Source organism: Klebsiella sp. Ech2A, from assembly GCF_030078455.1.
Classification (GTDB): domain Bacteria; phylum Pseudomonadota; class Gammaproteobacteria; order Enterobacterales; family Enterobacteriaceae; genus Klebsiella; species Klebsiella terrigena.
On sequence record NZ_JAQGFU010000004.1, the window covers coordinates 62,951 to 85,885 of the forward strand.

At 55.9% G+C, this 22,935-nt stretch carries 23 protein-coding genes and 1 other RNA gene; 15 read left to right on the plus strand and 9 right to left on the minus strand.

What is annotated here, in order from left to right; translation table 11 throughout:
• Positions 1-54: 54 nt before the first annotated feature.
• The gene (locus PFH44_RS02100; protein ID WP_241782530.1) at positions 55-1,755 is read right to left on the minus strand and encodes an SgrR family transcriptional regulator; all 1,701 of its coding nucleotides are present in this window, start codon (positions 1,753-1,755) and stop codon (positions 55-57) included.
• A gap of 495 nt (positions 1,756-2,250) precedes the next feature.
• Between PFH44_RS02100 and cof the strand changes: the two genes are divergently transcribed.
• Positions 2,251-3,069 carry an HMP-PP phosphatase gene (gene cof / locus PFH44_RS02105; protein WP_283824164.1) on the plus strand — a complete coding sequence of 273 codons (819 nt, stop codon included), beginning with the start codon at positions 2,251-2,253 and terminating at the stop codon, positions 3,067-3,069.
• A 59-nt stretch (positions 3,070-3,128) separates the two neighbouring features.
• Here cof and PFH44_RS02110 read toward each other — a convergent pair whose 3' ends face one another.
• Entirely contained in the window at positions 3,129-4,181 is a 1,053-nt protein-coding gene (locus tag PFH44_RS02110) for a PLP-dependent cysteine synthase family protein (protein WP_045854225.1), read from the minus strand.
• Between the two features lie 115 nt (positions 4,182-4,296).
• On the opposite strand from PFH44_RS02110, the gene PFH44_RS02115 reads away from it, so the two are divergent.
• The 5 genes from PFH44_RS02115 to amtB all read left to right on the plus strand — a co-directional run bounded on the left by PFH44_RS02115 (position 4,297) and on the right by amtB (position 10,245).
• On the plus strand, positions 4,297-4,755 hold the full coding sequence (locus PFH44_RS02115; RefSeq protein ID WP_041144328.1) for an Lrp/AsnC family transcriptional regulator: 459 nt from the start codon (positions 4,297-4,299) through the stop codon (positions 4,753-4,755).
• A gap of 42 nt (positions 4,756-4,797) precedes the next feature.
• Positions 4,798-6,570 carry a SmdA family multidrug ABC transporter permease/ATP-binding protein gene (locus tag PFH44_RS02120; RefSeq protein WP_283824165.1) on the plus strand — a complete coding sequence of 591 codons (1,773 nt, stop codon included), beginning with the start codon at positions 4,798-4,800 and terminating at the stop codon, positions 6,568-6,570.
• The gene (locus tag PFH44_RS02125; RefSeq protein ID WP_283824166.1) at positions 6,563-8,341 is read left to right on the plus strand and encodes a SmdB family multidrug efflux ABC transporter permease/ATP-binding protein; all 1,779 of its coding nucleotides are present in this window, start codon (positions 6,563-6,565) and stop codon (positions 8,339-8,341) included. The genes PFH44_RS02120 and PFH44_RS02125 overlap by 8 nt, the downstream gene beginning before the upstream one ends.
• A gap of 242 nt (positions 8,342-8,583) precedes the next feature.
• Positions 8,584-8,922, plus strand: coding sequence for a P-II family nitrogen regulator (glnK, locus tag PFH44_RS02130; protein WP_004858743.1), 339 nt, complete (start codon positions 8,584-8,586; stop codon positions 8,920-8,922).
• A gap of 33 nt (positions 8,923-8,955) precedes the next feature.
• Positions 8,956-10,245, plus strand: coding sequence for an ammonium transporter AmtB (amtB, locus tag PFH44_RS02135; protein ID WP_045855407.1), 1,290 nt, complete (start codon positions 8,956-8,958; stop codon positions 10,243-10,245).
• A gap of 64 nt (positions 10,246-10,309) precedes the next feature.
• On the opposite strand, the gene tesB is transcribed toward amtB, so the two are convergent.
• Positions 10,310-11,173, minus strand: coding sequence for an acyl-CoA thioesterase II (gene tesB, locus PFH44_RS02140; protein ID WP_283824167.1), 864 nt, complete (start codon positions 11,171-11,173; stop codon positions 10,310-10,312).
• Positions 11,174-11,392: 219 nt separating this feature from the next.
• Between tesB and PFH44_RS02145 the strand changes: the two genes are divergently transcribed.
• Complete coding sequence (locus PFH44_RS02145) at positions 11,393-11,920, plus strand: YbaY family lipoprotein (protein WP_045854229.1); 528 nt, start codon at positions 11,393-11,395, stop codon at positions 11,918-11,920.
• Positions 11,921-11,953: 33 nt separating this feature from the next.
• Here PFH44_RS02145 and PFH44_RS02150 read toward each other — a convergent pair whose 3' ends face one another.
• Together PFH44_RS02150 and PFH44_RS02155 are read right to left on the minus strand one after the other, a co-directional pair.
• On the minus strand, positions 11,954-12,265 hold the full coding sequence (locus PFH44_RS02150) for an MGMT family protein (protein WP_283824168.1): 312 nt from the start codon (positions 12,263-12,265) through the stop codon (positions 11,954-11,956).
• Between the two features lie 65 nt (positions 12,266-12,330).
• Complete coding sequence (locus PFH44_RS02155) at positions 12,331-12,738, minus strand: dTDP-glucose pyrophosphorylase (protein ID WP_283824169.1); 408 nt, start codon at positions 12,736-12,738, stop codon at positions 12,331-12,333.
• Between the two features lie 284 nt (positions 12,739-13,022).
• On the opposite strand from PFH44_RS02155, the gene ffs reads away from it, so the two are divergent.
• The 5 genes from ffs (at position 13,023) to PFH44_RS02180 (ending at position 16,156) form a co-directional block, all read left to right on the plus strand.
• An RNA gene (gene ffs / locus PFH44_RS02160) (signal recognition particle sRNA small type) lies at positions 13,023-13,119 on the plus strand.
• Between the two features lie 109 nt (positions 13,120-13,228).
• Complete coding sequence (locus PFH44_RS02165) at positions 13,229-13,669, plus strand: hypothetical protein (protein ID WP_283824170.1); 441 nt, start codon at positions 13,229-13,231, stop codon at positions 13,667-13,669.
• 298 nt (positions 13,670-13,967) lie between these two features.
• Positions 13,968-14,381: a PAAR domain-containing protein gene (locus PFH44_RS02170; protein WP_283824171.1), complete on the plus strand. Its 414-nt coding sequence runs from the start codon at positions 13,968-13,970 to the stop codon at positions 14,379-14,381.
• Between the two features lie 66 nt (positions 14,382-14,447).
• Positions 14,448-15,689: an S-type pyocin domain-containing protein gene (locus PFH44_RS02175; protein WP_283824172.1), complete on the plus strand. Its 1,242-nt coding sequence runs from the start codon at positions 14,448-14,450 to the stop codon at positions 15,687-15,689.
• Entirely contained in the window at positions 15,689-16,156 is a 468-nt protein-coding gene (locus PFH44_RS02180) for a DUF6392 family protein (RefSeq protein ID WP_128878920.1), read from the plus strand. Before PFH44_RS02175 ends, PFH44_RS02180 begins: the two co-directional genes overlap by 1 nt.
• Before the next feature lie 554 nt (positions 16,157-16,710).
• Here PFH44_RS02180 and PFH44_RS02185 read toward each other — a convergent pair.
• From PFH44_RS02185 to rihB, 3 genes are all read right to left on the minus strand, one after another.
• The gene (locus tag PFH44_RS02185; protein WP_283824173.1) at positions 16,711-17,277 is read right to left on the minus strand and encodes an HD domain-containing protein; all 567 of its coding nucleotides are present in this window, start codon (positions 17,275-17,277) and stop codon (positions 16,711-16,713) included.
• 192 nt (positions 17,278-17,469) lie between these two features.
• Complete coding sequence (locus tag PFH44_RS02190; protein WP_283824174.1) at positions 17,470-18,720, minus strand: NupC/NupG family nucleoside CNT transporter; 1,251 nt, start codon at positions 18,718-18,720, stop codon at positions 17,470-17,472.
• A 76-nt stretch (positions 18,721-18,796) separates the two neighbouring features.
• Complete coding sequence (gene rihB / locus PFH44_RS02195) at positions 18,797-19,729, minus strand: ribosylpyrimidine nucleosidase (protein ID WP_283824175.1); 933 nt, start codon at positions 19,727-19,729, stop codon at positions 18,797-18,799.
• Between the two features lie 138 nt (positions 19,730-19,867).
• Here rihB and yeiL point away from each other — a divergent pair, with 138 nt between their 5' ends.
• The 3 genes from yeiL (at position 19,868) to PFH44_RS02210 (ending at position 21,292) form a co-directional block, all read left to right on the plus strand.
• The gene (gene yeiL / locus PFH44_RS02200; RefSeq protein ID WP_283824176.1) at positions 19,868-20,563 is read left to right on the plus strand and encodes a transcriptional regulator YeiL; all 696 of its coding nucleotides are present in this window, start codon (positions 19,868-19,870) and stop codon (positions 20,561-20,563) included.
• 259 nt (positions 20,564-20,822) lie between these two features.
• Complete coding sequence (locus PFH44_RS02205; RefSeq protein ID WP_045854235.1) at positions 20,823-21,080, plus strand: hypothetical protein; 258 nt, start codon at positions 20,823-20,825, stop codon at positions 21,078-21,080.
• Positions 21,077-21,292 (plus strand): hypothetical protein, encoded by a 216-nt coding sequence (locus PFH44_RS02210; protein ID WP_045854236.1) that lies wholly within the window; start codon positions 21,077-21,079, stop codon positions 21,290-21,292. The genes PFH44_RS02205 and PFH44_RS02210 overlap by 4 nt, the downstream gene beginning before the upstream one ends.
• Positions 21,293-21,424: 132 nt before the next feature.
• Here PFH44_RS02210 and yczR read toward each other — a convergent pair whose 3' ends face one another.
• Positions 21,425-22,852, minus strand: coding sequence for a MocR-like transcription factor YczR (gene yczR, locus PFH44_RS02215; protein ID WP_283824177.1), 1,428 nt, complete (start codon positions 22,850-22,852; stop codon positions 21,425-21,427).
• Between the last annotated feature and the right edge of the window lie 83 nt (positions 22,853-22,935).

A 22,935-nucleotide genomic window follows, 5' to 3' on the forward strand; every position in this document is an offset into this window, starting at 1 on the left:
CTATTAAAATGAAAGCAGTATGGTAGCGCTTGATGGGCGCGGCGACCAGCTTCATCACGGCGATGAGGCCGGCAGCCAGGCGCTGGCGAAATCAAACCAGCCGCGCGCGTTAAGGCGCAGGCCGTTAACTCCCGGCGGGGCGCTAATGCGATAATTATAATTGAACAGCGGCGTCATGATGGCGTCGTCCATCAACCTGTTGAATACGTTACGCAAAGCATCGTTGCGGCTGCGCTCATCCGGCTGCGTTTGGACCGCATCAAGCGTGGCCTGCAGATGAGCATACTGCGCCCCGGTCAGTAAGTTTGGCCACATGGCGTCGCAGCGTAGCCACTGCTCAAGCGTATATTCCGGCGCCTCGCCGATCAGGCGATCGCCCATGATCAAATCTGCCTGCGCCAGTGCCTGGCAGCCGTCCCAGTTTTTGGCATCGTGAAAAATAAGCGTCAGGCAACAGCCGAGCTCGCTTAGCCGCTGCCGTAGCTGTTCGGCCATGGTATGCAGCTCAACCGGCAGATGGTAGAGCAGGGTAAGCCGCTCGGGCAGCGCTACCTGCCGATCTTCAGGCTCCTGCGGAATTGACCATCCGGGAAGCACTTCGTTGCTGGGAGTAATCAGATCTTCGTCGAGCGGCAGCGTTTCCAGCAGCGAAGAGCGGTGAATAAGCGCCACCAGCCGCTGGGCCTGAGCTTTGCTTAGACGAGGGCTTTGGCGCAGCGTCAGGTAGCAAAAGCCCAGGCTAATGCTATTGCTGACCTGACGAAGATGGGCCAGCTCGTCAGCATCGCCAATCGTTATCTGCACCGGATGGCGGCAGCTGGTGCCTAAATCCTGCTCGAAAAGCTGCGGGGTTATCCAATATTCGACGGCCTGGATGAGCGGATGATTCAGATGGTAGCGGGGGTGATTCTCCAGCCGCACCAGCTCGGGGCTCAACAGCTTGAGGCGAAACGGGCCGCTGCCAATCGTCGGATCGTCCGGATGCGCGAGGACGCTGCAATAGCTGGCAAGGCGAAACGGCAGCCAGTAGTCCGGACGATGCAGTGTAATAGTCAGACGCTGGGCGTGGGTAACATCAATCCGGCTGATGCTGGCGAAGAGCGTACGCAGGGCCGGGATCGTGAGCAGCATCAGCAGACGCTGGCGTAGCTGAGGCGTCTCTATCGGGTCGCCGTTGTGCCAGAACAGCGTCGAGCGGATGTAAAAATGCCAGCGCAATCCGTCCGCCGAGACCTGCCAGTGGTGGGCCAGATCCCCCATCGGACAGGTACTTTGCGCATCAAAGCGCAGCAGGCCGGAAAATATCTGCCCGGCGAGGTGCTGCTCCGCCCGGCCGGGTAAAAAGCCGGGCCGCAGCGGCTCGAGCGGGCGATAGTAGGGGATCCGCAGGGTCGGCGTATTGTTCTGCCACTGGCCGCCGAGGAACGGCGACAGCAGCGCTTTAAGATCGACCGGCGCCAGCTGGGCCAGCTCGAGCGCGTTTTTCTGCTGCCCGCTATTGAGCGCCAGCTCCATCATCTCATTACGCAGCATCTCAGGCGAAGTGTGAAAAAGAAGAGTGCCGCGCTTGCCGCGACCGGAACTGGCCTGCCAGCTCAGCCAGCCGGCCTCCTGCGCCTGGCGTAACAGCGTGCGGATATGACGTTCGCTGCAAAAACAGCGCTCAGCCAGCTCGCCCACGGTAACCTGCTGCGGAGCGCCGGAAGAAGGCAGCCAGAGGCGCTGGTACTGGTTCAGCCTGTTCAGTAATCTCATATACACTTCATCCTTCAACCTGCCTCTGCGTTGGCCGCGCTTGCTCACCCCAGTCACTTACTGGAGTAAGCTCCCGGGGATTCGCGCACTTGCCGCCTTGATGCAGGTCGAATGATTTTGTGTATATCCACTTTACCTGGCAAGGCTGTCTCTGTGTTGGTCGCGTTGCTTGAGTTTCTTGTGTTGCTTGTGTTGCTTGCAATTGCTCACCCCAGTCACTTACTGGAGTAAGCTCCCGGGGATTCGCGCACTTGCCGCCTTGATGCAGGTCGAATGATTTTGTGTATATCCACTTTACCTGGCAAGGCTGTCTTTACGTTGGTTGTGTTGCCTGCGGCGATTATCTTGCCTGTCCTTCGGCCTCTCCCCTTCGGAGTCGCACTAGCGCGGCTTATAAACCCGGAACAACAAAAAATATCTATTCACTATTACTTCCGTATATCTCAGGCAATACTGGAACACAAGCAAAACCCACCTCACCTCCGGGAGCAAAACATGGCAAGACTCGCTGCATTTGATATGGACGGTACGCTGTTAATGCCGGACCATCGTCTGGGAGAACGCACGCTTTCGACCCTGAAACGCCTGCGTGAGCGCGATATTACCCTGACCTTTGCCACCGGCCGCCATGCCCTGGAAATGCGCCACGTGATCGGCGAGTTTGCGCTCGATGCGTTCCTGATTACCGGCAACGGCACGCGCATCCACTCCCTGGAGGGGGAGGTGCTGCATCAATGCGATCTCGATCCGGGCGTCGCTGAACTCGTACTGCACGGCACCTGGGATACGACTGCCAGCATGCACGTATTCAACGACGGCGGTTGGTTTACCGGGCAGGCGATCCCCGAGCTGCTGCAGGCGCATATCTTTAGCGGCTTCCGCTACCATATCTGTGATTTAAAACGCATGCCGGCGCACGAGGTCACCAAAGTGTGCTTCTGCGGCGATCATCAGGATCTCCAGCGGCTGAAAGTTCAGCTTACTGAAGCCCTGGGCGAGCGCGCGCATATGTGCTTCTCGGCCGTTGACTGCCTGGAAGTGCTGCCGAATGGCTGTAATAAAGGCGCGGCTCTGGCGGTACTTAGCCGGCATCTTGGCCTGACGCTGCAGGATTGTATGGCGTTTGGTGACGCGATGAACGACCGCGAGATGCTGGGCAGCGTCGGGCGCGGGGTGATTATGGGCAACGCCATGGCGCAGCTCAAGGCAGAGCTGCCGCATTTACCGGTTATCGGAGACTGCCGCAACCAGGCCGTTTCCCACTTTTTAACGCATTGGCTGGATACACCCGATCTTCCTTATTCCCCCGAATAATCAGACCATTCCAGCAAGCCAGGCCGGGCATCGCGATGATGCATTAAGCCTGGCTTTTTTTATTGTGCCGCCGTCTTTGCCGCAATTTGCGCCTGCCACGGCGCGATGTCGCCGATATTGGCCGCCACCCACTGGGGATTGTAATAGCTTTCGAGGTAGCGCTCGCCGCTGTCGCAGAGCAGAGTCACAATCGAGCCGGTCCGCCCTTCGGCACGCATGCGTACGGCAAGCTCCAGCACGCCCCACATATTGGTACCGGTTGAGGCTCCGACCTTACGGCCCAGCAGCGTCTCCAGCCACAGGGCGGTTGCGACGCTGGCGGCATCGGGCACGCGCAGCATTTCATCAACCACATCCGGAATAAATGACGGCTCGACGCGCGGGCGGCCGATACCTTCTATTTTGCTGCCGACCGGACTGCGCAGGCCGGCGTCGCGGCTCTGCCAGTAGTCGAGAAACACCGAGTTTTGTGGGTCAACCACCATCAGCTGAGTATCGTAGCCCTGGCTGCGGATATAGCGGCCGATGGTTGCCGAGGTCCCGCCGGTTCCCGCGCTCATCACGATATACGACGGCTGCGGATGCGGCTCATGGGTCATCTGACGGAAGATGCTGTCGGCAATATTATTGTTTCCTCGCCAGTCGGTCGCCCGCTCGGCAAAGGTAAACTGGTCCATATAGTGGCCGTTCAGCTCGCGGGCCAGGGTTTCGGAGGCGGCGTAGATTTCGCAGGCGCTGTCCACGAAATGGCAGCGGCCGCCGTAAAACTCGATCTGTTCGATTTTGCGCTTCGCCGTGCAGGAAGGCATCACGGCAATAAACGGCAGGCCCAGCAGGCGCGCGAAGTAGGCCTCGGACACCGCGGTGGAGCCTGAAGACGACTCGATAATCGTCGTCCCTTCTTTAATCCAGCCGTTGCACAGACCATAAAGGAAGAGCGAGCGCGCCAGACGATGCTTCAGGCTGCCGGTGGGATGGGTACTTTCATCCTTCAGGTAGATCTGGATCCCTGGAAACCCGGGCAGCGCAAGGCGAATAAGGTGCGTGTCGGCGGAGCGCTGATAGTCGGCGTTGATTTCGCTAATGGCGTGTTTTACCCAGGCGCTGTTCATCTTCATTTCCTGTTTGTCATTTTGTGCCCAGCTTAAAGGAAATCGAAGGAAAAATTGTTGCTATTTAGCCTTTGAATTACAATAAAAGGAGTAAAATTTTCTCTATTGGTGACCTATGTTAGATAAAATTGACCGCAAGCTGCTTTCTTTACTGCAGACGGACTGCACCCTCTCTTTGCAGGCGTTGGCTGATGCCGTTAATCTGACCACCACGCCCTGCTGGAAACGGCTGAAGCGGCTGGAAGATGAGGGTATCCTGCGCGAGCGGGTCGCGCTGCTGGATGCCGAAAAGCTCGGTCTTAGCCTGACGGCCTTCGTGCTGATCAAGACCCAGCATCACAGCAGCGACTGGTACTGCCGCTTCGTAAGCGAGGTGACGCAAATGGCGGAAGTTCTCGGCTTCTGGCGCATGGCGGGGGAGTATGATTACCTGCTGCGGGTCCAGGTCGCGGATATGAAGCGCTACGACGATTTTTATAAACGGCTGGTGAACAGCGTTCCGGGGCTCTCCGATGTGACTTCGAGTTTTGCCATGGAACAGATAAAATACACCACGGCCTTACCGATTGATTAACGGCGTTTGCCGCGACGATTTATACACTCAGGATTTAACTGCTTGCGATTATTTGCTCAACTTAGCTGGTACTTCCGCCGGGAGTGGCGCCGTTATCTCGGCGCTATTGCTCTGCTGGTCATTATCGCCGTCCTACAGCTGATCCCGCCTAAGGTGGTGGGAATTGTGGTTGATGGCGTCACCAAAGAACATTACACCGCGGAAAAGGTGTGGATGTGGATTGGCGTGCTGGTACTTATCGCGATAATGGTTTACCTGCTGCGCTACGTCTGGCGCGTGCTGCTGTTTGGTGCCTCCTATCAGCTGGCCGTAGAGCTGCGGGAAGATTTCTATCGCCAGCTGAGCCGCCAGCATCCGGCCTTCTACCTGCGCCATCGCACCGGCGACCTGATCGCCCGCGCCACCAACGACGTTGACCGGGTGGTCTTCGCGGCGGGCGAGGGCGTGCTGACGCTGGTGGACTCGCTGGTGATGGGCTGCGCGGTGCTGATCGTCATGTCGACACAAATCAGCTGGCAGCTCACGCTGCTGGCGCTGCTGCCGATGCCGGTGATGGCGCTGGTGATTAAGCGCAACGGCGATGCGCTGCACGAGCGTTTTCGCGTGGCGCAGGCGGCGTTCTCAAGCCTCAACGACCGAACCCAGGAAAGCCTGACCAGCATCCGCATGATTAAAGCCTTTGGCCTGGAAGACCGGCAGTCGGCGCAGTTCGCGGCCGATGCGGAGGATACCGGTAAGAAAAACATGCGCGTGGCGCGCATCGATGCGCGCTTTGACCCGACGATTTACATCGCTATCGGCACCGCCAACCTGCTGGCGATCGGTGGCGGAAGCTGGATGGTGCTGCAGGGCAGCATGACCCTGGGCCAGCTCACCAGCTTTGTGATGTATCTGGGGCTGATGATTTGGCCGATGCTGGCGCTGGCGTGGATGTTTAATATCGTCGAGCGCGGCAGCGCGGCCTACAGCCGAATTCGCACGATGCTGGAAGAGGCGCCGGCGGTCAAAGACGGTAGCGAAGCGGTGCCGGAAGGGCGCGGAACGCTTAGCGTCGCCGTGCGCGAGTTTATCTATCCTCAGGCCAGCAAAGCGTCGCTGGAGAAGGTCAATTTTGTGCTGCAGCCGGGGCAAATGCTCGGCATCTGCGGGCCAACCGGCTCGGGGAAAAGCACGATTCTGGCGCTGATACAGCGCCACTTCGACGTCACTCTGGGAGATATTCGTTTTCACGATATTCCTCTAACACGGCTACAGCTCGACAGCTGGCGCGGCCGGCTGGCGGTGGTCAATCAAACGCCGTTCCTGTTTTCCGACACCGTGGCAAACAACATCGCGCTTGGCAGGCCCGACGCGACGGCCGAGCAAATTGAGCGGGTGGCGCGCCTTGCCAGCGTTCACGAGGATATCCTGCGCCTGCCTCAGGGCTACGAGACCGAGGTGGGCGAACGCGGCGTGATGCTCTCCGGTGGTCAGAAACAGCGCATCTCCATTGCCCGCGCGCTGCTGCTGGAGGCGGAGATCCTGATTCTTGACGATGCCCTGTCGGCGGTAGATGGCCGCACTGAGCACCAGATACTCTATAACCTGCGGCAGTGGGGAGAGGGGCGGACGGTAATCATCAGCGCCCATCGGCTATCGGCGTTGACGGAAGCCAGCGAAATTCTGGTGATGCAGCATGGCCATATTGCGCAGCGCGGCCGCCATGACGTGCTGGCAGCGCAGCCGGGCTGGTATCGCGATATGTACCGCTATCAGCAGCTGGAGGCGGCGCTGGATGATGCCCCTCATGAACTTGAGGAGGCTGCCGATGCGTAGTTTTACCGAACTCTGGCCGACCTTAAAACGCCTGCTGGCCTACGGCTCGCCGTGGCGCAGGCCGCTGCTGATTGCGGTCGGAATGATGTGGGTTGCGGCGGCTGCCGAAGTCAGCGGCCCGCTGCTGATCAGCTACTTTATCGACAATATGGTGGCGAAGAATTCGCTGCCGCTGAAGCTGATTAGCGGCCTCGCGGTGGCCTATATCGGCCTGCAGATCCTCGCGGCGACGCTGCACTACAACCAGTCGCTGCTGTTTAACCGCGCCGCCGTCGGCGTCGTTCAGCAGCTGCGTAGCGACGTGATGGATGCCGCGCTGCGCCAGCCGCTGAGCGAATTCGATACGCAGCCGGTCGGGCAGCTTATCTCCCGGGTGACTAACGACACCGAGGTGATCCGCGATCTCTACGTTACCGTGGTGGCGACGGTGCTGCGCAGCGCAGCGCTGATTGGCGCCATGCTGGTGGCGATGTTCAGCCTCGACTGGCGCATGGCGCTGGTGGCGCTGGCGATTTTCCCGGCGGTGCTGATCGTCATGATGATCTATCAGCGCTACAGCACGCCTATCGTCCGGCGGGTGCGCGCCTGGCTGGCGGATATCAACGACGGCTTTAATGAAGTGATTAACGGTATGGGCGTCATTCAGCAGTTCCGCCAGCAGGCGCGGTTCGGCGAGCGGATGCGCGAGGCCAGCTATGCCCACTATCTGGCGCGCATGCAAACGCTGCGTCTCGACGGCTTCCTGCTGCGTCCGCTGCTCAGCCTCTTCTCGACGCTGGTGCTGTGCGGGCTGCTGATGCTCTTTGGCTTCAGCGCCTCGGGAACCATTGAGGTTGGGGTGCTGTACGCCTTTATCAGCTATCTCGGTCGGCTGAACGAGCCGCTGATTGAGCTGACTACGCAGCAGTCGATGCTGCAGCAGGCGGTGGTGGCCGGCGAGCGGGTCTTCGAGCTGATGGATCGACCGCGGCAGGCGTGGGGGCAGGACGATGCCCCGCTGCGCAGCGGGGCGGTATCTATTGAGAATCTCTCGTTTGCCTACCGTGGCGATCGGCTGGTGCTGCAGGATATCAATCTGGAGATTCCGTCCCGCAGCTTTGTGGCGCTGGTGGGCCACACCGGCAGCGGTAAAAGTACGCTTGCCAGCCTGATGATGGGTTACTACCCGCTGAGCAAAGGCGAGATCCGTATTGACGGCCGCCCGCTCTCTTCTTTAAGCCACAGCGCATTACGCCAGGGCGTCGCAATGGTGCAGCAGGATCCGGTCGTGCTGGCCGATACCTTCTACGCCAACGTCACTCTCGGCCGCGACATTAGCGAGGCGCAGGTTTGGGACGCGCTGGAAGCCGTGCAGCTGGCCGAGCTGGCGCGCGGCATGGAGGGCGGGCTTTATACCCAACTGGGCGAGCAGGGCAACAACCTCTCGGTGGGCCAGAAGCAGCTGCTGGCGCTGGCCAGGGTGCTGGTCGATACGCCGCAGATACTGATCCTCGACGAGGCGACGGCCAATATTGACTCCGGCACCGAGCAGGCGATCCAGCAGGCGCTGGCAAAGGTTCGTCAGAACACGACGCTGATTGTAATTGCCCATCGCCTGTCGACAATAGTCGAAGCGGATACGATTCTGGTGCTCCATCGCGGCCAGGCGGTTGAGCGCGGCAACCATCAGCAGCTGCTGGCGGAAAAAGGGCGCTACTGGCAGATGTACCAGCTGCAGCTGGCCGGCGAGGAGCTGGCGGCCAGCTCGCAGGAAGAGTCCCTGATTGCCTGATGCACTATAAGCAGGCAGTGATTCTGCGGCGATATAGCGTGGTGCAAAAATGCAACCTCTTACGCACTAAAATGGTGCGTTTTTAGCCGCTCCCGGGCGCTTTCCCCCGCGTTCCCGGGGCGTTTCTCGCTTTTCTCCATCAAAAGGGCCGCTTAGCGGTCCTTTTTCATTTCTGGCATAGCCTTTGCTTTATTCCCTGTGTGTTAGCTGCTGCCATTACGAATTCTGATCGGAGGGGACTTATGAAGCTGGTTACCGTGGTAATCAAACCGTTTAAACTGGAAGACGTTCGCGAAGCGTTATCTTCCATCGGCATTCAGGGCCTGACGGTCACTGAAGTGAAAGGGTTTGGCCGCCAGAAAGGCCATGCTGAGCTGTACCGTGGCGCCGAATACAGCGTTAACTTTTTGCCGAAGGTAAAAATTGACGTGGCGATTGCCGACGATCAGCTGGATGAGGTCGTCGACGTCATCAGTAAAGCGGCATACACCGGGAAAATTGGCGATGGCAAAATTTTTGTCGCCGAGCTGCAGCGCGTTATTCGCATCCGCACCGGCGAAGCCGACGAAGCGGCACTGTAACGTCCAGACCACACAGTGATGGGGATTGAGAAGATGAAAATAGCAACAACAATGAAAACAGGTCTGGGTGCGCTGGCGCTTCTCCCGGGATTGGCCATGGCCGCACCGGCGGTGGCGGATAAAGCCGACAACGCCTTTATGATGATTTGCACCGCGCTGGTGCTGTTTATGACTATTCCGGGCATCGCGCTGTTTTACGGCGGCCTGATTCGCGGCAAAAACGTGCTTTCGATGCTGACTCAGGTGATTGTCACCTTTGCTCTGGTGTGCGTTCTGTGGGTGCTCTACGGCTACACGCTGGCGTTCGGCACCGGCGGCAGCTTCTTCGGCAACTTTGACTGGGTATTATTGAAGAATATTGAGCTGAAAGCGCTGATGGGCTCCTTCTATCAGTACATTCACGTCGCTTTCCAGGGCTCCTTCGCCTGTATTACCGTCGGCCTCATCGTCGGCGCGCTGGCGGAGCGTATTCGCTTCTCCGCGGTGCTGATCTTCGTGGTGGTGTGGATGACGCTCTCCTATGTCCCGATTGCCCATATGGTGTGGGGCGGCGGTCTGCTGGCGACGCACGGCGCGCTGGATTTTGCCGGCGGTACCGTCGTGCATATCAACGCCGCGGTTGCCGGGCTGGTGGGTGCCTACATGATGGGCAAACGCGTGGGCTTTGGCAAAGAGGCGTTCAAACCGCATAACCTGCCGATGGTCTTCACCGGCACCGCAATCCTGTACGTTGGCTGGTTTGGCTTCAACGCCGGTTCTGCGAGCGCGGCGAACGAAATTGCGGCTCTGGCATTTGTGAATACCGTCGTGGCGACCGCCGCTGCGATTCTGGCCTGGACCTTCGGCGAATGGGTGACCCGCGGTAAGCCGTCCCTGCTGGGCGCCTGCTCCGGGGCGATTGCCGGTCTGGTCGGCATTACGCCAGCCTGTGGTTACGTCGGCGTGGGTGGTTCACTGATTGTCGGTCTTGCTGCCGGTCTGGCGGGTCTGTGGGGCGTGACCGTCCTGAAGCGCTGGCTGCGCGTTGACGACCCGTGCGATGTGTTCGGCGTGCACGGCGTCTGTGGGATCGTCGGCTGTATCCTGACCGGTATCTTTGCCGCGACTTCTCTGGGCGGTGTGGGTTACGCAGAAGGCGTCACCATGGGGCATCAGCTGCTGGTGCAGCTGGAAAGTATCGGCATCACCATCGTCTGGTCCGGCATCGTTGCCTGGATTGGCTATAAAGTTGCTGATATGACCGTCGGTCTGCGCGTACCGGAAGAGCAGGAGCGCGAAGGTCTGGACGTCAACAGCCACGGCGAAAACGCCTACAACGCCTGAATCCTTGTGTTATCTCCAGTAGCAGCAAAGCCTCCCTCGGGAGGCTTTTTTATGCCGTTATGCCCTATGCATTGCGGTTGCGCATCACGCCTTCCTGCACCGTTGAGGCGACCAGGATGCCGTCCTGGGTATAGAACTCGCCGCGCACGAATCCTCTGGCGCTGGAGGCTGAGGTGCTCTCAACGCTGTACAGCAGCCACTCATTAACGTTGAACGGACGATGGAACCACATCGAGTGATCGATCGTGGCCACCTGCATTCCGGGCTCAAGGAAGCCCACGCCGTGCGGCTGCAGCGCGACCGGCAGGAAGTTAAAGTCCGAGGCGTAGCCCAGCAGGTATTGATGGATGCGGATGTCCTGCGGGACGGCGCCGTTGGCGCGTATCCATACCTGGCGGGTCGGCTCCGCGGCGTGGCCTTTTAGCGGGTTATGGAACTCAACCGGGCGGATCTCCAGCGGCTTATCGCAGAGGAACTTATCTTTGACCTGTGGCGGCAGCAGGTGCGCCAGCTTACGGGCAATATCGGTCTCTGAAGGCAAAGAGTCCGGCGCCGGGGCCGCCGGCATCGTTTTTTGATGCTCGTAGCCCGGCTCCGGGGCCTGAAAAGAGGCGGTCATATAGAAAATCGGCTTGCCGTTTTGAATCGCGGCCACCCGGCGCGCGCTGAAGCTGTTGCCATCGCGCAGGACTTCGACATCATAAATAATCGGCTTCTGGCTATCGCCGGGGCGCAGGAAGTAGCTGTGGAACGAGTGGATCAGACGCTCGGCAGGCACGGTCTCTTTCGCCGCGTACAGCGCCTGGCCGACGACCTGGCCGCCAAAAACCTGACGCAGCCCCAGATCTTCGCTCTGCCCGCGGAACAGCCCCTCTTCAATTTTTTCCAGATTTAACAATGCCAGCAGATTGGTTAGTGCCTGACTCATATTTACCCTCAATCGGTGATAACCGCTTCTCGCGGCGCGTATTGAGGCAAAGTATAACCTGGAATCGCAAGTGGTCCGATGGGTGTAATAATCTGAATAAGGGGTCGTTTGCAGGAAGAGATCTGAGATCTGTGCCACACTTATGCACGATACAAATGTTCATGCCATGCAGTCGGTAGGACATGCTCCTGTGTATATAGGGATGAAAAGGAGAACAACATGAAATTTGCCTATATGTTAAGTGCTTTAGCCGTTGCCACCGCATTGACCGCCTGTGCCAACAATCATAGCGACAGTGCGAAAAATAACGCGGCTGCCGCCGATCCTTACGGCATCGCGTCACTGACGTCCTCGCAGCAACAGCCTAACGTTTCCGGGACTATCTCTATTCGGCAGAGAGTTGCCCTGCCGCCGGATGCGGTACTGACAGTGACCTTGTCTGATGCTTCACTGGCCGACGCGCCGTCGCGCGTGCTGGCGCAGAAAGCCGTACGTACCGAAGGCCAGCAGCCGCCGTATAACTTTGTTCTGCCGTACAACCAGGCGGATATAAAGCCTAACGCGCGTATCCTGCTGAGCTCGGCCATTACGGTCAATGGTCAGCTGATGTTTATCACCGATACGGTCCAGGCGGTGGTCAACGGTGGCGGCAGTCGTGCCGATCTGCTGCTGGTACCGGTACAGCAAACCGCGGTACCTGTTGCCGGCGATGGCGCAGCGGCGAACACGCCGGCCGTCGCGCAATAAGACCTCACATGCCCCTGTTCAGGGGCATTTTTTTTAATAAATCCATCGATAGTGCTGCAGGTCGATATGCCCGCTGCCGGAGACCTGTACCCCCTCGGCCAGCAGCGCCTGGCGCTGACGCTGCAGGTCCGGGCCCGTCAGTGAAATATCGCCGTGCCGATTGACCACCCGATGCCACGGCAGAGCGGAGCCTTCCGGCAGACGCTTGAGCACGCGGCCCACCTGGCGGGCCGCGCGCGGCGAGCCTGCCAGCAGCGCGACGTCGCCGTAGGTGGCGACGTAGCCTTCCGGTATAGAGGCGATAATCTGCCATACCCGCTGAGGAAATGTGTCTTGAGGATCCATGAGGCGCCCTGTTGCCGGGAAAGGTTCAGGATAAGCGCTGGATAACGGGCTGTACAGCCCTCGGCTTAAGAGGAATGCGCGAGGGTAAATTCCAGCGCCAGGCCGAGGGTCTGCATCCCGTGTATGTTGTCACGCGGAGTCAAAGCCATCAGGCTTTCGAGAAACTTAAGCCGCCGCGACTGAGCGTTAATAATCAGCTTTGCGCGCAGGGCCGGGAGCTTCTGCGAGGTGATGGGGTAAACCACGCGCCCGCACACCGCGATAGGCAGCCTGCGTAACTCGACGCTCTGCAGCACGCCGACGGTGGAGTAGAGCAGCGCAACCGGCGTCACCGCCAGCATCGTGCCGCTGCTGATGGTGATAAAATCCAGCACCAGCTCCGGGCGCAGGTAGTGCAAGCCCTTGAAGGATACGGTCACGCCGTCAATCGCCGGCATCGCCAGAGTTGACGTCAAACGCGGTGATTCGCTCATTGATTCCTCATAACGATAAGGCGTTGATTTAAAAAGAGGGCTTCGATATTAGATGAAGTATGGATGAGCATAACGCATCCTGCCGCGACGGCGCTCGCAATCCCTTGTATTGCCCGGTAAGGATTGTATCGAAATTTAACAGCCCGGCCGGCGGCGGGTTTTCGCCAGCCCGCTGGCGGCTTTGCGCAATAAACCAGCATCCGATCGACGCCGGCTTGCAATTCAGCGCCGCAGTGGGGATAATGCGCCGGCGCGTTGGTTAACAACGCTCTCAATGGGGGCTCTGTTGGTTCTCCCGCAACGCTACTCTGTTTACCAGGTCAGATCCGGAAGGAAGCAGCCAGAGCAGACGACGTGTGTGCCGGGATGTAGCTGGCAGGGCCCCCACCCAATTCTGGGTAAGTACTTGATTGATAACGTCTAAAATACTGAAATCTCTCCCCCATAGCCTTAGTGGTACAAAAACTGTGTATCACCAGCAGGCTGCACGATGTCTCTTATGCTCTCCCGTCATGGGATCTGGTACTACCGGAAAGTTAACGTCTTACCCTGTGGTAAACGCCGTGAGTTTCGTCGTTCGTTATGTACGCGTTCAAAGACTGAAGCGACAAAGCGATCTTTACGCTTTGCAGATCGCCCTTGGCTGATTACTGATACTTCCACAACTACAATCGATTTGATGCAATCCCCCCATTCAGACTTGTCGCTTAGCGAGCTAAAACTTCATGCTGAGCAGTACGTTGAGTTTAAAAGCCGTAAAGTTTGTGAAAGGGAAGTTTCTTCTATCAAACGCTGTATTGATAAGTACTTTAGCTTCACTGATCAGGTGTTTAAGCGTAGTAGAGCTGCTGAATTCATTAGCGGGCTGGATGTCGCGGTTCCTACAAAGAACAAATATGCTAAGAAAATCAGTGGTTTTTCCGATGGCTGAAACACCGTACTGACGATATAGGGGCAAATCCATATGGTACTTGATCGTTCTCAGTGAGTGTTTGTTGGCATAAGGTATAAGGTCACGAAAGTGGCCTTTTTTAATGGCAGTGAAATGATATTTTGAGTGTTTTTTTACTTTTTTTGAAGCCGCTGGAACACCCATTGTACTGTACAAATACTATACATAACCATGCTATTTATGTGACAATAATCATTCAAAAAATAGCGTAAGTACAGAGTGTTATAGCAATACTGCTATTCTGTACCGATCTCTACAAGGACAGGAGAACTCGTAAATGGGGGCGATGGGATTTTATCTGCGGATAGGGGATGCCACGACATGTGGAGGGAAGATTCTTACCGGGGATGAAACGCTAAGCTGGTATGGAGTGGCGGGAGCACGTGAAGGTGACGCAGTATCGTGTGGTAAGCATTCTGGAACGTATAAAATTTTGGGGGGCGCATCTGACACCTGGGATGAGGGACGAAGACTGGCGGGAACGCTGGACAGCGTAAGCTCCTGTCCATGCAGTGCCCGGTTTATACAGTCTATTCATGACTGCTATATCAAGGACGATACTCCAGAAGAACAGGCAGAGAAGGAGCGGTTACTGGCGGTAACAATTCCTGACATAAAGGGTAAAGAGCTGGCTACTAAAGAAAAACGCCTGACAGAAGAACAAAGTCATAACCGGGTTTTTGCCAAATAATGCCTGCGTGGGGCTGGTAATACTGATGCCGGAACAACAGATGAGCCACAAGCCAACATAGGCGAAATGAGTTTTTATCAGTCCGACCCATCGCAGCCAGCCCCTGAACCAGAACAGCATGCACAGGCCACGAAAAAGAAGAAAACTTCACTGTCACCACCAGAGCCACCGAAAAAAAAATCACTGTTCGATAGAGTGACTGGCTTCTTCTTTGGTGAAGCGGAAGCAACGCCACTTCCCCCGCCCCCGGTAGTGATGAGAGGTGGAGCAGAAGCGGGTATGGCGGCATCTGCTGGCGGAGCGACAGCAAAACTAAACCAGGATGCGGCGAAGGCGTTAACGTACCAGATGAAACACCTGTCCGGACCCACTGTCTGGGAAAGCCGGTTTGAGCTGAATTTACCGTTCGTGGCCATGGGTGCCGTGCTTCACTCGATGCTGAAAGGCGAAAAGGGTGATCTGTTAACAGCGGACAAGCTGCTGGCAGTGGCTCAGAGTGGTGGTACAGTGCCGACGCGGGTACGCTATAACTGGGTAGAAAATCCGGAAACCGGACGGCTGAAAGCGGTGGGGTATCACACCAGCCCGGAAAGCGGACGTGACCAAGTAAAAGTCAGACTGATGGAAAAGCGGTTTGATGGAAAATACCGATTCTGGGGCGATGGACCGGGCGGAAAGGTACAGGTCATCTGGACACCAGCCGATGCACCGGGCAGCACAGATGTCAGCGGGTGGCATACGGGCAATGAAGGACAAACGGCTGGGACGGTAACGATACCGGGGCTTGAATATCCCGATATTCAGGGAGTGACTATTACCACAACGCCAGTACCGGAAGAGAAAGATTTTCGGGATTACATTCTGGTGTTTCCGGGGAACGTACATCCGCCGATCTACATCTACCTCAGCAAGCCCCCAGTCGAGTTGTTAGAGGTTGATCTATATGGCAACTTTACAGGTAGACCACGAAATGGCACGCACGCAGATCACATGCCATCGGCAGCAGCAGTGAGAGCATTCTTGCGACGTGAATACCCTGATGCAAAGCCTTCTGAAATTGACCGTATGGCTAAGGATGTTGCCGCAATCATTATTCCTGCCGAAGTTCACCAGAACCTAAGTGCTACCTATGGCGGTAGAAATAATCCTGCACAAATCCAGCAGGATTCAAAAAACTTAAGGGCGGCGTTAGAACGAGATATTGAAACAATACGGCCAGCTCTAAAAGAATGTGGATTAACAGATGGTCAGATTGATGAGGCCAAGGCTAAGTTGCACCAACTGAATCATGAACAAGGGTTATACTGATGACCGTAAATGTTGAAAAATTAATTAATCACTTAGGTAAAACGTATCAGGAAATTTTCGATGCTGGGCTTATTCCTTACAAGACTAAGCCTACAGGCTATCCGGGAGATCCTGACCTTACATTAAGTATGATGAATGAAGGCATTTATCTTGCATTCAACCGCGAAGGAGTAACACTTTATTCCATCGAGCTTTTTTTACAAAACCCCAACAAAGCCAATTACCGCTTCCCCAATGAGTTACCATCGCCGTTAGAACATGAAATGATGCGTTCATGGGTTCATGCTCAATTTGGTTCTCCTGATAAATTCTTGCCACCAAGAAAGCGATTACGTAACGATGTTGGTTACACAGACCTTTTTACTGTTATGGATTTTCACATTCCAATCAGTATGCAGGTTGACTATGATTTGCAGGAACAGGTAAAAGAAGTGGCATTCATCGTAACATCAGAAGTCCGCTGGTAATCTACTGTAAGCGGCCTCATGCAGGCCGTCTTTCCGCCCTCGCTAAAAGTACTGGTCTTTAGCTCACAAAATAACCGAAAGCCAGGCCTCCCGATTTTTGGCAAAAAACCTTAAGTAATCTTTTACTCAGAAAAAAGTACAGTCAGTGTTTTTCTGCACGATTGAAAATCTCGTTCATCTGATCAGGTTCAACTGTAAGTATCCCTGCAAAAAGAACCATTCACTTTTAGAGATCTTCCGACACTCTAAATTTCGAAAAGTACATGTCATGTACCCAACCCTGACGGCACGTTACCTTGCAAGATTTTGTGCTAGACGGTACTATCGAGAGTGGTACAGTACTGTTGTAGTACTACCATGATAACCAATTGATTAACCAACACAATTTAGTACTAATGGCTGATGGCAGGGCCCCCACCTAATTCTGCGCCAGACCGCTGAAAACCTATCTACTCCGTACAAAAACCTCCGTCTGAGCTCGGGCACGCCGGCAGCCACGTATTCCGCTGAGCCACGACTTGTCTATGCGCTGAAAGCGTAATGCCAGCCAAATACTAGCTAAAATGCTTCATTATCAAACTCTCGCAGGTTTCCCATAGCGCAGGTGAGCCTCTTTTTATCGTCGGCCCATAGCGGGTTAATACCTGTTCAAGCGATACGCCGTTTTCTTGCCAGGTTCCTCCATCGGTAAAGATATTCACCAGCAGGGGCTGAAAGCGGTCGAGGGCTTTAGCAAACCGCGCATCTGCGGTTTCCGCCCGCTCAAACTCCTGCCACAAATTATTGAGCTCACCGCATTGCGGCTGCGGCAGCAAACCAAACAGCCGCGTTGCGGCCGCTGACTCCTCCTGATAGAGCTCGCCTGAATAAGCGCGATGAATGGGATGATCGCCAACGTCTATTTCGACAACGTCATGCAGCAGGAGCATTTTTATCACCCGCGAGGGATTAACCGTATCGCTGGCGTATTCGCTCAAGATTAAGGCGTACATCGCCAGATGCCAGGAGTGCTCGGCGGAGTTTTCCCTGCGGCTTTTATCAAGCAACGGTGATTGGCGTATCACCGTTTTAAGTTTGTCGATTTCTCGCAGAAACGTTAACTGTTGTTCCAGGGCCGTCATGGCATTTTCCTTCATTCAGGGAATGTATTGTGAGTATGGGCGCTATTTCTACTGCCTGGCCCATAGGCATGGCTCACGGCGAGGCGTATGTTAATGGCTACCGCCGTGGTTGAGGAAGCGGGCGGGTGACAGAGGGGATCCGCCCGCTGGCGATGGCAGCCCGGAGCTGGCGCCATCGCAGAGGCCTGACGCTTAGCCAATACCGATAAAGAAACCGGCGATAGTGGCGCTCATCAGATTCGATAGGGTCGCGGCGAGCAGGGCCCGCATGCCCAGGCGGGCGATTTCCGAGGTGCGCTCCGGCGCCACGGCGGAGAATGCGCCCACCACCACGCCGATGGAGCCAAAATTGGCGAATCCACACAGGGCGAACGACACAATGGCGATAGTTTTACTATCCAACAGGGCGGGTGCGTGTAGGTAGGGTGAGAAGCTCAGATAGGCAACAAACTCATTCACCACCAGCTTCTGGCCGATCAGGCTGCCTGCCAGCGCAGCGTCGCTCCAGTCAACGCCCATCAGCCACGCCAGCGGCGCCAGCACCACGCCCAGAATAGCCTGCAGGCTTGCATGACCATAGCCAAACCAGCCGCCGACGCCGGCCAGAATCCCATTGATCAGCGCAATGATGCCAACGAACGCCATCACCACCGTTGCCAGTCCGGCGGCGATTTTCAGGCCAATGATGGCGCCGGATGACGCCGCTTCTATAAAGCTGCGCGCGGGGGTCTCATTGAATGAGAGATTATCAAAATCGACCTTCGACTCTTCCGTGGCGGGGCTGAGTAAACGAGCAAACAGAATGCCGCCGGGAATAGCCATCAGTGAGGCGGCCAGCAGGAACTCGATCGGCACGCCGAGCCCCGCGTAGCCCACCATCGTTGAGCCGGCAATCGACGCCATGCCGCTGCAGATTGCGGTAAAGAGTTCATTGCGGTTGAGACGATGAATAAAGGGTTTGACGATCGCCGGAATTTCATTCTGCCCAAGGAATATCGTCGTCACCGCGACAAAAGATTCGATCTTACTAATCTTCAGGGCCTTCTGAAATAATCCGCCTAATATACGAATTAAAAACCCCATGACCCCGATGTAATACAGGATACTCACCAGCGCGGTAATGAATATAATGGCTGGCAAGACGCGAAAGGCAAAAACAAAGCCGGCACCGTCAAATACCTTATCCATTTGCGGTCCGGCGAGGGCGCCAAAGATAAAGGCGCTGCCGGCGTCGCTATAGGATAATACGTGATGAATTCCGTTTGCCGCTTTCTCGGCCAGCCATTTTCCCGGCGGGAGATATAGCATGGCGCCGCCAATAATAATCTGTATTAACAGTGCCGCTCCGGTGGTGCGTAGGCTAATGCTTTTTTTATTAACTGATAGCAGAAATGCAATCGCCAGCAGTACCACCATACCAAGAATGCTTCTTAGTATATCCATAATGATCTCTCTTCATGTCATCTTTGGGATGTTTCATAGCGGTATGGGCGACTGCATTCTGCCCATGGTGGTTTAATTAATGATATTTACGCACGCACTCTTCGACCAGGTCCCAGAACCAGGCGGTATCCAGGGTTATGCCGACTTTGGTATTCGGCGCCTGGCCAAGCACGCCCAGCTCGTCGCAGACCGTGCGGCCATAGCATGGCCCGCTGTTGACGTCGATCTCGACGTACATCTCCTGCACCTTGAAGGCGTCGGGGTTGATGAGATAGGCAACGCAGGTGGCATCGTGCACCGGGCCGCCTTCCAGGCCATAGTTGTCGTGTTGCGTCTTCAGCGTGAAGTTCATCATGTCGCTGAAGAGCTTACCTGCCGGACCGCCGGCATTCTCCATGCGCGCGATAATATCCGGGGTACAAACCGTTTGGTGGGTCAAATCGAGTCCCATCATCACCAGCGGAACGCCAGAGGTAAAGACCACGCGAGCGGCCTCGGGGTCGGCGAAAATATTAAACTCGGCGGAAGGGGTAAAGTTCCCGGTACCATAGGCGCCGCCCATCAGTACGATTTCACGTATTTTGGGAATAATTGCCGGCTGCATCCGCATCGCGACCGCGATATTAGTTAACGGTCCCACCGGGATCAGCGTAATATCTCCTGCGCTTTCCATTAACGTATCAATAATAAAGTTAACCGCGTGCTTTTTTTCGGCCTCGCGAGTGAGCGGGCCGAATACCGGGCCGTCCAGCCCGGTTTCGCCATGAATATTATCGGCGACAATTTGCTTACGCATAATCGGCTGCGGCATCCCGCCATGTACCGGCGCATCAATATTCAGGGTTTGACAAACGTTCAGGCCGTTAGTCAAGGTTTTATCGAGCGTTTGATTTCCCGCCACGATGCTGATGCCCAGTAATTCAATTGCCGGATGTTTTGCGGCGAGCATGATTGCTATTGCGTCATCGTGACCCGGGTCGCAGTCCAGAATTATTTTGCGTGCTGTCATTTTTATTCCTCATCTTTTATTTTGGCTCACCTGAATATTATTTATGAAGAAATAAGCAGGTGAAGTAGGGTTGACGTTTTCACCTTATCAGCGGCAAAATATTGCAGGCATGAGAAATCTCATATAGGCAGGCGACAGATGAAAGAAGTACAGAATGAATCCTTTAAAAATCAATTAATAAAGGAGTCTGGCTATGCCGATAAATTTTCAATGGATGTGATCCGCAACACACATTTACTCCATGCCCAGGCCGGAGACTACATTGTGCGGGAGGGCACGTTACCGACCTTTCTTTTTTATTTGGTGCGCGGTCGGACCAAACTTTACGTCACGTTAGCCAATGGCCGAATATCCCTGGTCGATTTCTTTAGCGCCCCCTGTTTTATAGGGGAAATAGAAGTGTTAGATGAGCAGCATCCCTCTCGGGCGGTGCAGGCTATTGAAGAGTGCTGGTGTCTGGCATTGCCGGTCAAAACCTTACGCAGCGCGCTGCTCAACGATACGTTATTTCTGCGCAACGTCTGCCTCGGGCTGGTTGGCAAGAATCACCGCAATATTGTTACGTCGACGCGTAATCAGGCCTACCCGCTGCTCAATCGCCTGGCGGCTTTTATTTTGCTGACCGAGCACGATGCGCACTACAAAGAAAAGCATACTCAGGTCGCGGAGTATCTTGGCGTAACCTATCGCCACCTGCTGTACGTGATTGCGCAGCTGTGCGCTCAGGGAATATTGCTCAAACTCAATACCGGCTATGCGATTAGTAATAAAAAAGCGCTAACGGCGCTGGCGCGCGAGATGGACCCCAATACGACAGCTGCCGGCAGTGAGTGAGGCTCGCGCCGCGCTAGCCGCCCGGCAGCGGCAAAGAATTTATTTTTTTGCGCAAAGTCGACTCTTCTGCTACCCAGAAAATGAGCTGTCATAATTTTGAAATAATAATGAAATATATCCGTCATACGTTCGTCATAAATAACTGGCAGATTAGCAGTGGGAATTTGTTGCCAGATTACAAGCCGTAAATATATGTCTGGATCAACATGTTAACTTCGTGTATTAATTATGATGAATTTATTGCACGGGAAGCGTGACTATGACCACAGTGGTTTTGAACGTAAAAATTGATGCAGAATTAAAAGAGAAGCTGCGTCACTATGCGGAAGTAAATAACGAAAATCTGGGTACTGCGACGGAGAAACTGCTGCTGCTCGCTTTTCAAATAGCGGATTCAGCGGACGAGGCGGGGGTTTCGGAAGAGGATATTGACAGCCAGCATACCGAAGAGGAAGCGACCCCATTAACCCCTAAAGAAATCAAAGCGTTAAGAAAGATTCTGAAGAAGAGAAAATGAAACAACAACTCTCTACAGCCAGCAGCTACAGCGAAGCCTGCGACATGTTACGTTCAGGGTATGTAAAGCACGTTCGCCTGAACTGGAATATCGGCAGCGATGAGTTCTTTCGCATTGCTTCCGACTGGTGTGAAACCGGGGCAAAAATAAAAAAAGATGACGATGGTTTTATTATCTCGTTAAAAAGTTTTCCCATTCCGCGCCAGCATTAATGAAATGCGGTTGATTTTGTCATTCCGCTGACATATTGCAATGACAAGATGAACTGCAATTTTATAAAAACATCTCATATCCGTCATGGACGATGATTTTTGACGGGCTGAACCCAGCCCGTCGATATTTTATTATATTATTTTCCGCGCCCGCGTATTTTCACTCTGCTGTGCAAGACTATGCCACAGCGGCTGTAGCGTAGTGAAGGCGCTGCGCAGCGCCTCATCCTCCAGCGTAAACGGCAGCCGCAGATAGCGATCGAAAGCCCCTGCGAGGCCAAAGCGCGTCCCGGTCCCGATATGAATACCGCGGCTTTCTGCCCGCGCGGAAAGTATCGTCGCCAGCATCCCCGGTAGTTCAACCCAAAAAGAGAGCCCGCCCTCCGGCGGCGTAAAGTGCCAGTGGGGAAAATATTCAGCCATTAATTTACCGCACATATCCCGGCGGGCGGCCAGCATTGCCCGACGCGGCGGCAGCAGCTGTTTTTCGTTTTCCAGCAGCCAGCAGCAGGCCAGCTGTTCGAGCAGAGGCGATCCGAGGTCAAGGGAGTCGCGGGCCTGGACGAGTGAGGCGATGGTTCGGGACGACGCGCGGATCCAGCCAATGCGCAGCCCGCCCCAGAAGCTCTTGCCGGCGGAGCCGATGGTGATAACCGGCGCCTCGGGATTGAAGGCCGCCAGCGGCGGAGGCGGCGGGGCGTTGTACCATAAATCAACCATTGTCTCATCGACCACCAGCGTTGTGCGCGTATGGGCCGCAATATCAGCCACCCGCTGGCGGGTGGCGCTATCCATGCAGCGGCCGGTGGGATTGTGAAAGTCCGGCATCAGCCAGGCCAGGCGCGGGGCGGTTTGCGCAATGGTTGCCGCCAGGCCGTCGCAGTCCCAGCCCTGGGCGGGCAGCGCCACGCCAACCGGCCGGCAGGAGGCTCCCTGAATCGCGCTGATCGCCATGGGATAGGTTGGGGCATCGACCACCACGCGGTCGCCGGGTCCGGTCATTAAGCGCAGCACCAGCGCCAGGCCGCTAAGCGCGCCGTTAACAATCATCACTTCATCAGCCTGGGTCGCTAAACCGCGCTCGCAGTAGCGGCGCGCTATCGCCTCGCGCAGCGTCGCCAGCCCCTGCTGATCGTAGCCGGTGCTGGTCAGATGCTGAGGCATCGCGCCCAGCGCGTGATGGTAGGCCTGATGGATTTCCGGACCGGCGCTGAGGGCGGCGGTGGCCAGGTTCACCGACGTGGCGCTGGCGGCCTGTTCCACCGTTCCAGCCTGGCGCTGGGGCAGGGCGATGCGCGAGCCGCTGCCCTGGCGGCTGTAAAGATACCCCTCTTCCCGCAGCTGGCCGAGCGCGCTGGCGATGGTCGTGCGGCTAACGCTCAGCGCCGTCGCCAGCTCGCGCTCGCCGGGCAGGCGCGTTTCCAGCGTCAGGCGGCCGTCAAGGATCAGCAGCCTCAGGGCTTCTGCCAGCTGGCGCCAGAGCGGAGTGCGGGAGGCGGACTCCTGCCAGTTTCCCAGCAGGCGCACCAAAGATTGCGTACCAAATCGACGAGAAGCCATAGCGATCCACTTTTATAAAACTGGCCATTAATTATCAATCCATTTTTGCCGATGATGGAGAGGTCCGCAATCATCCAGAGGTA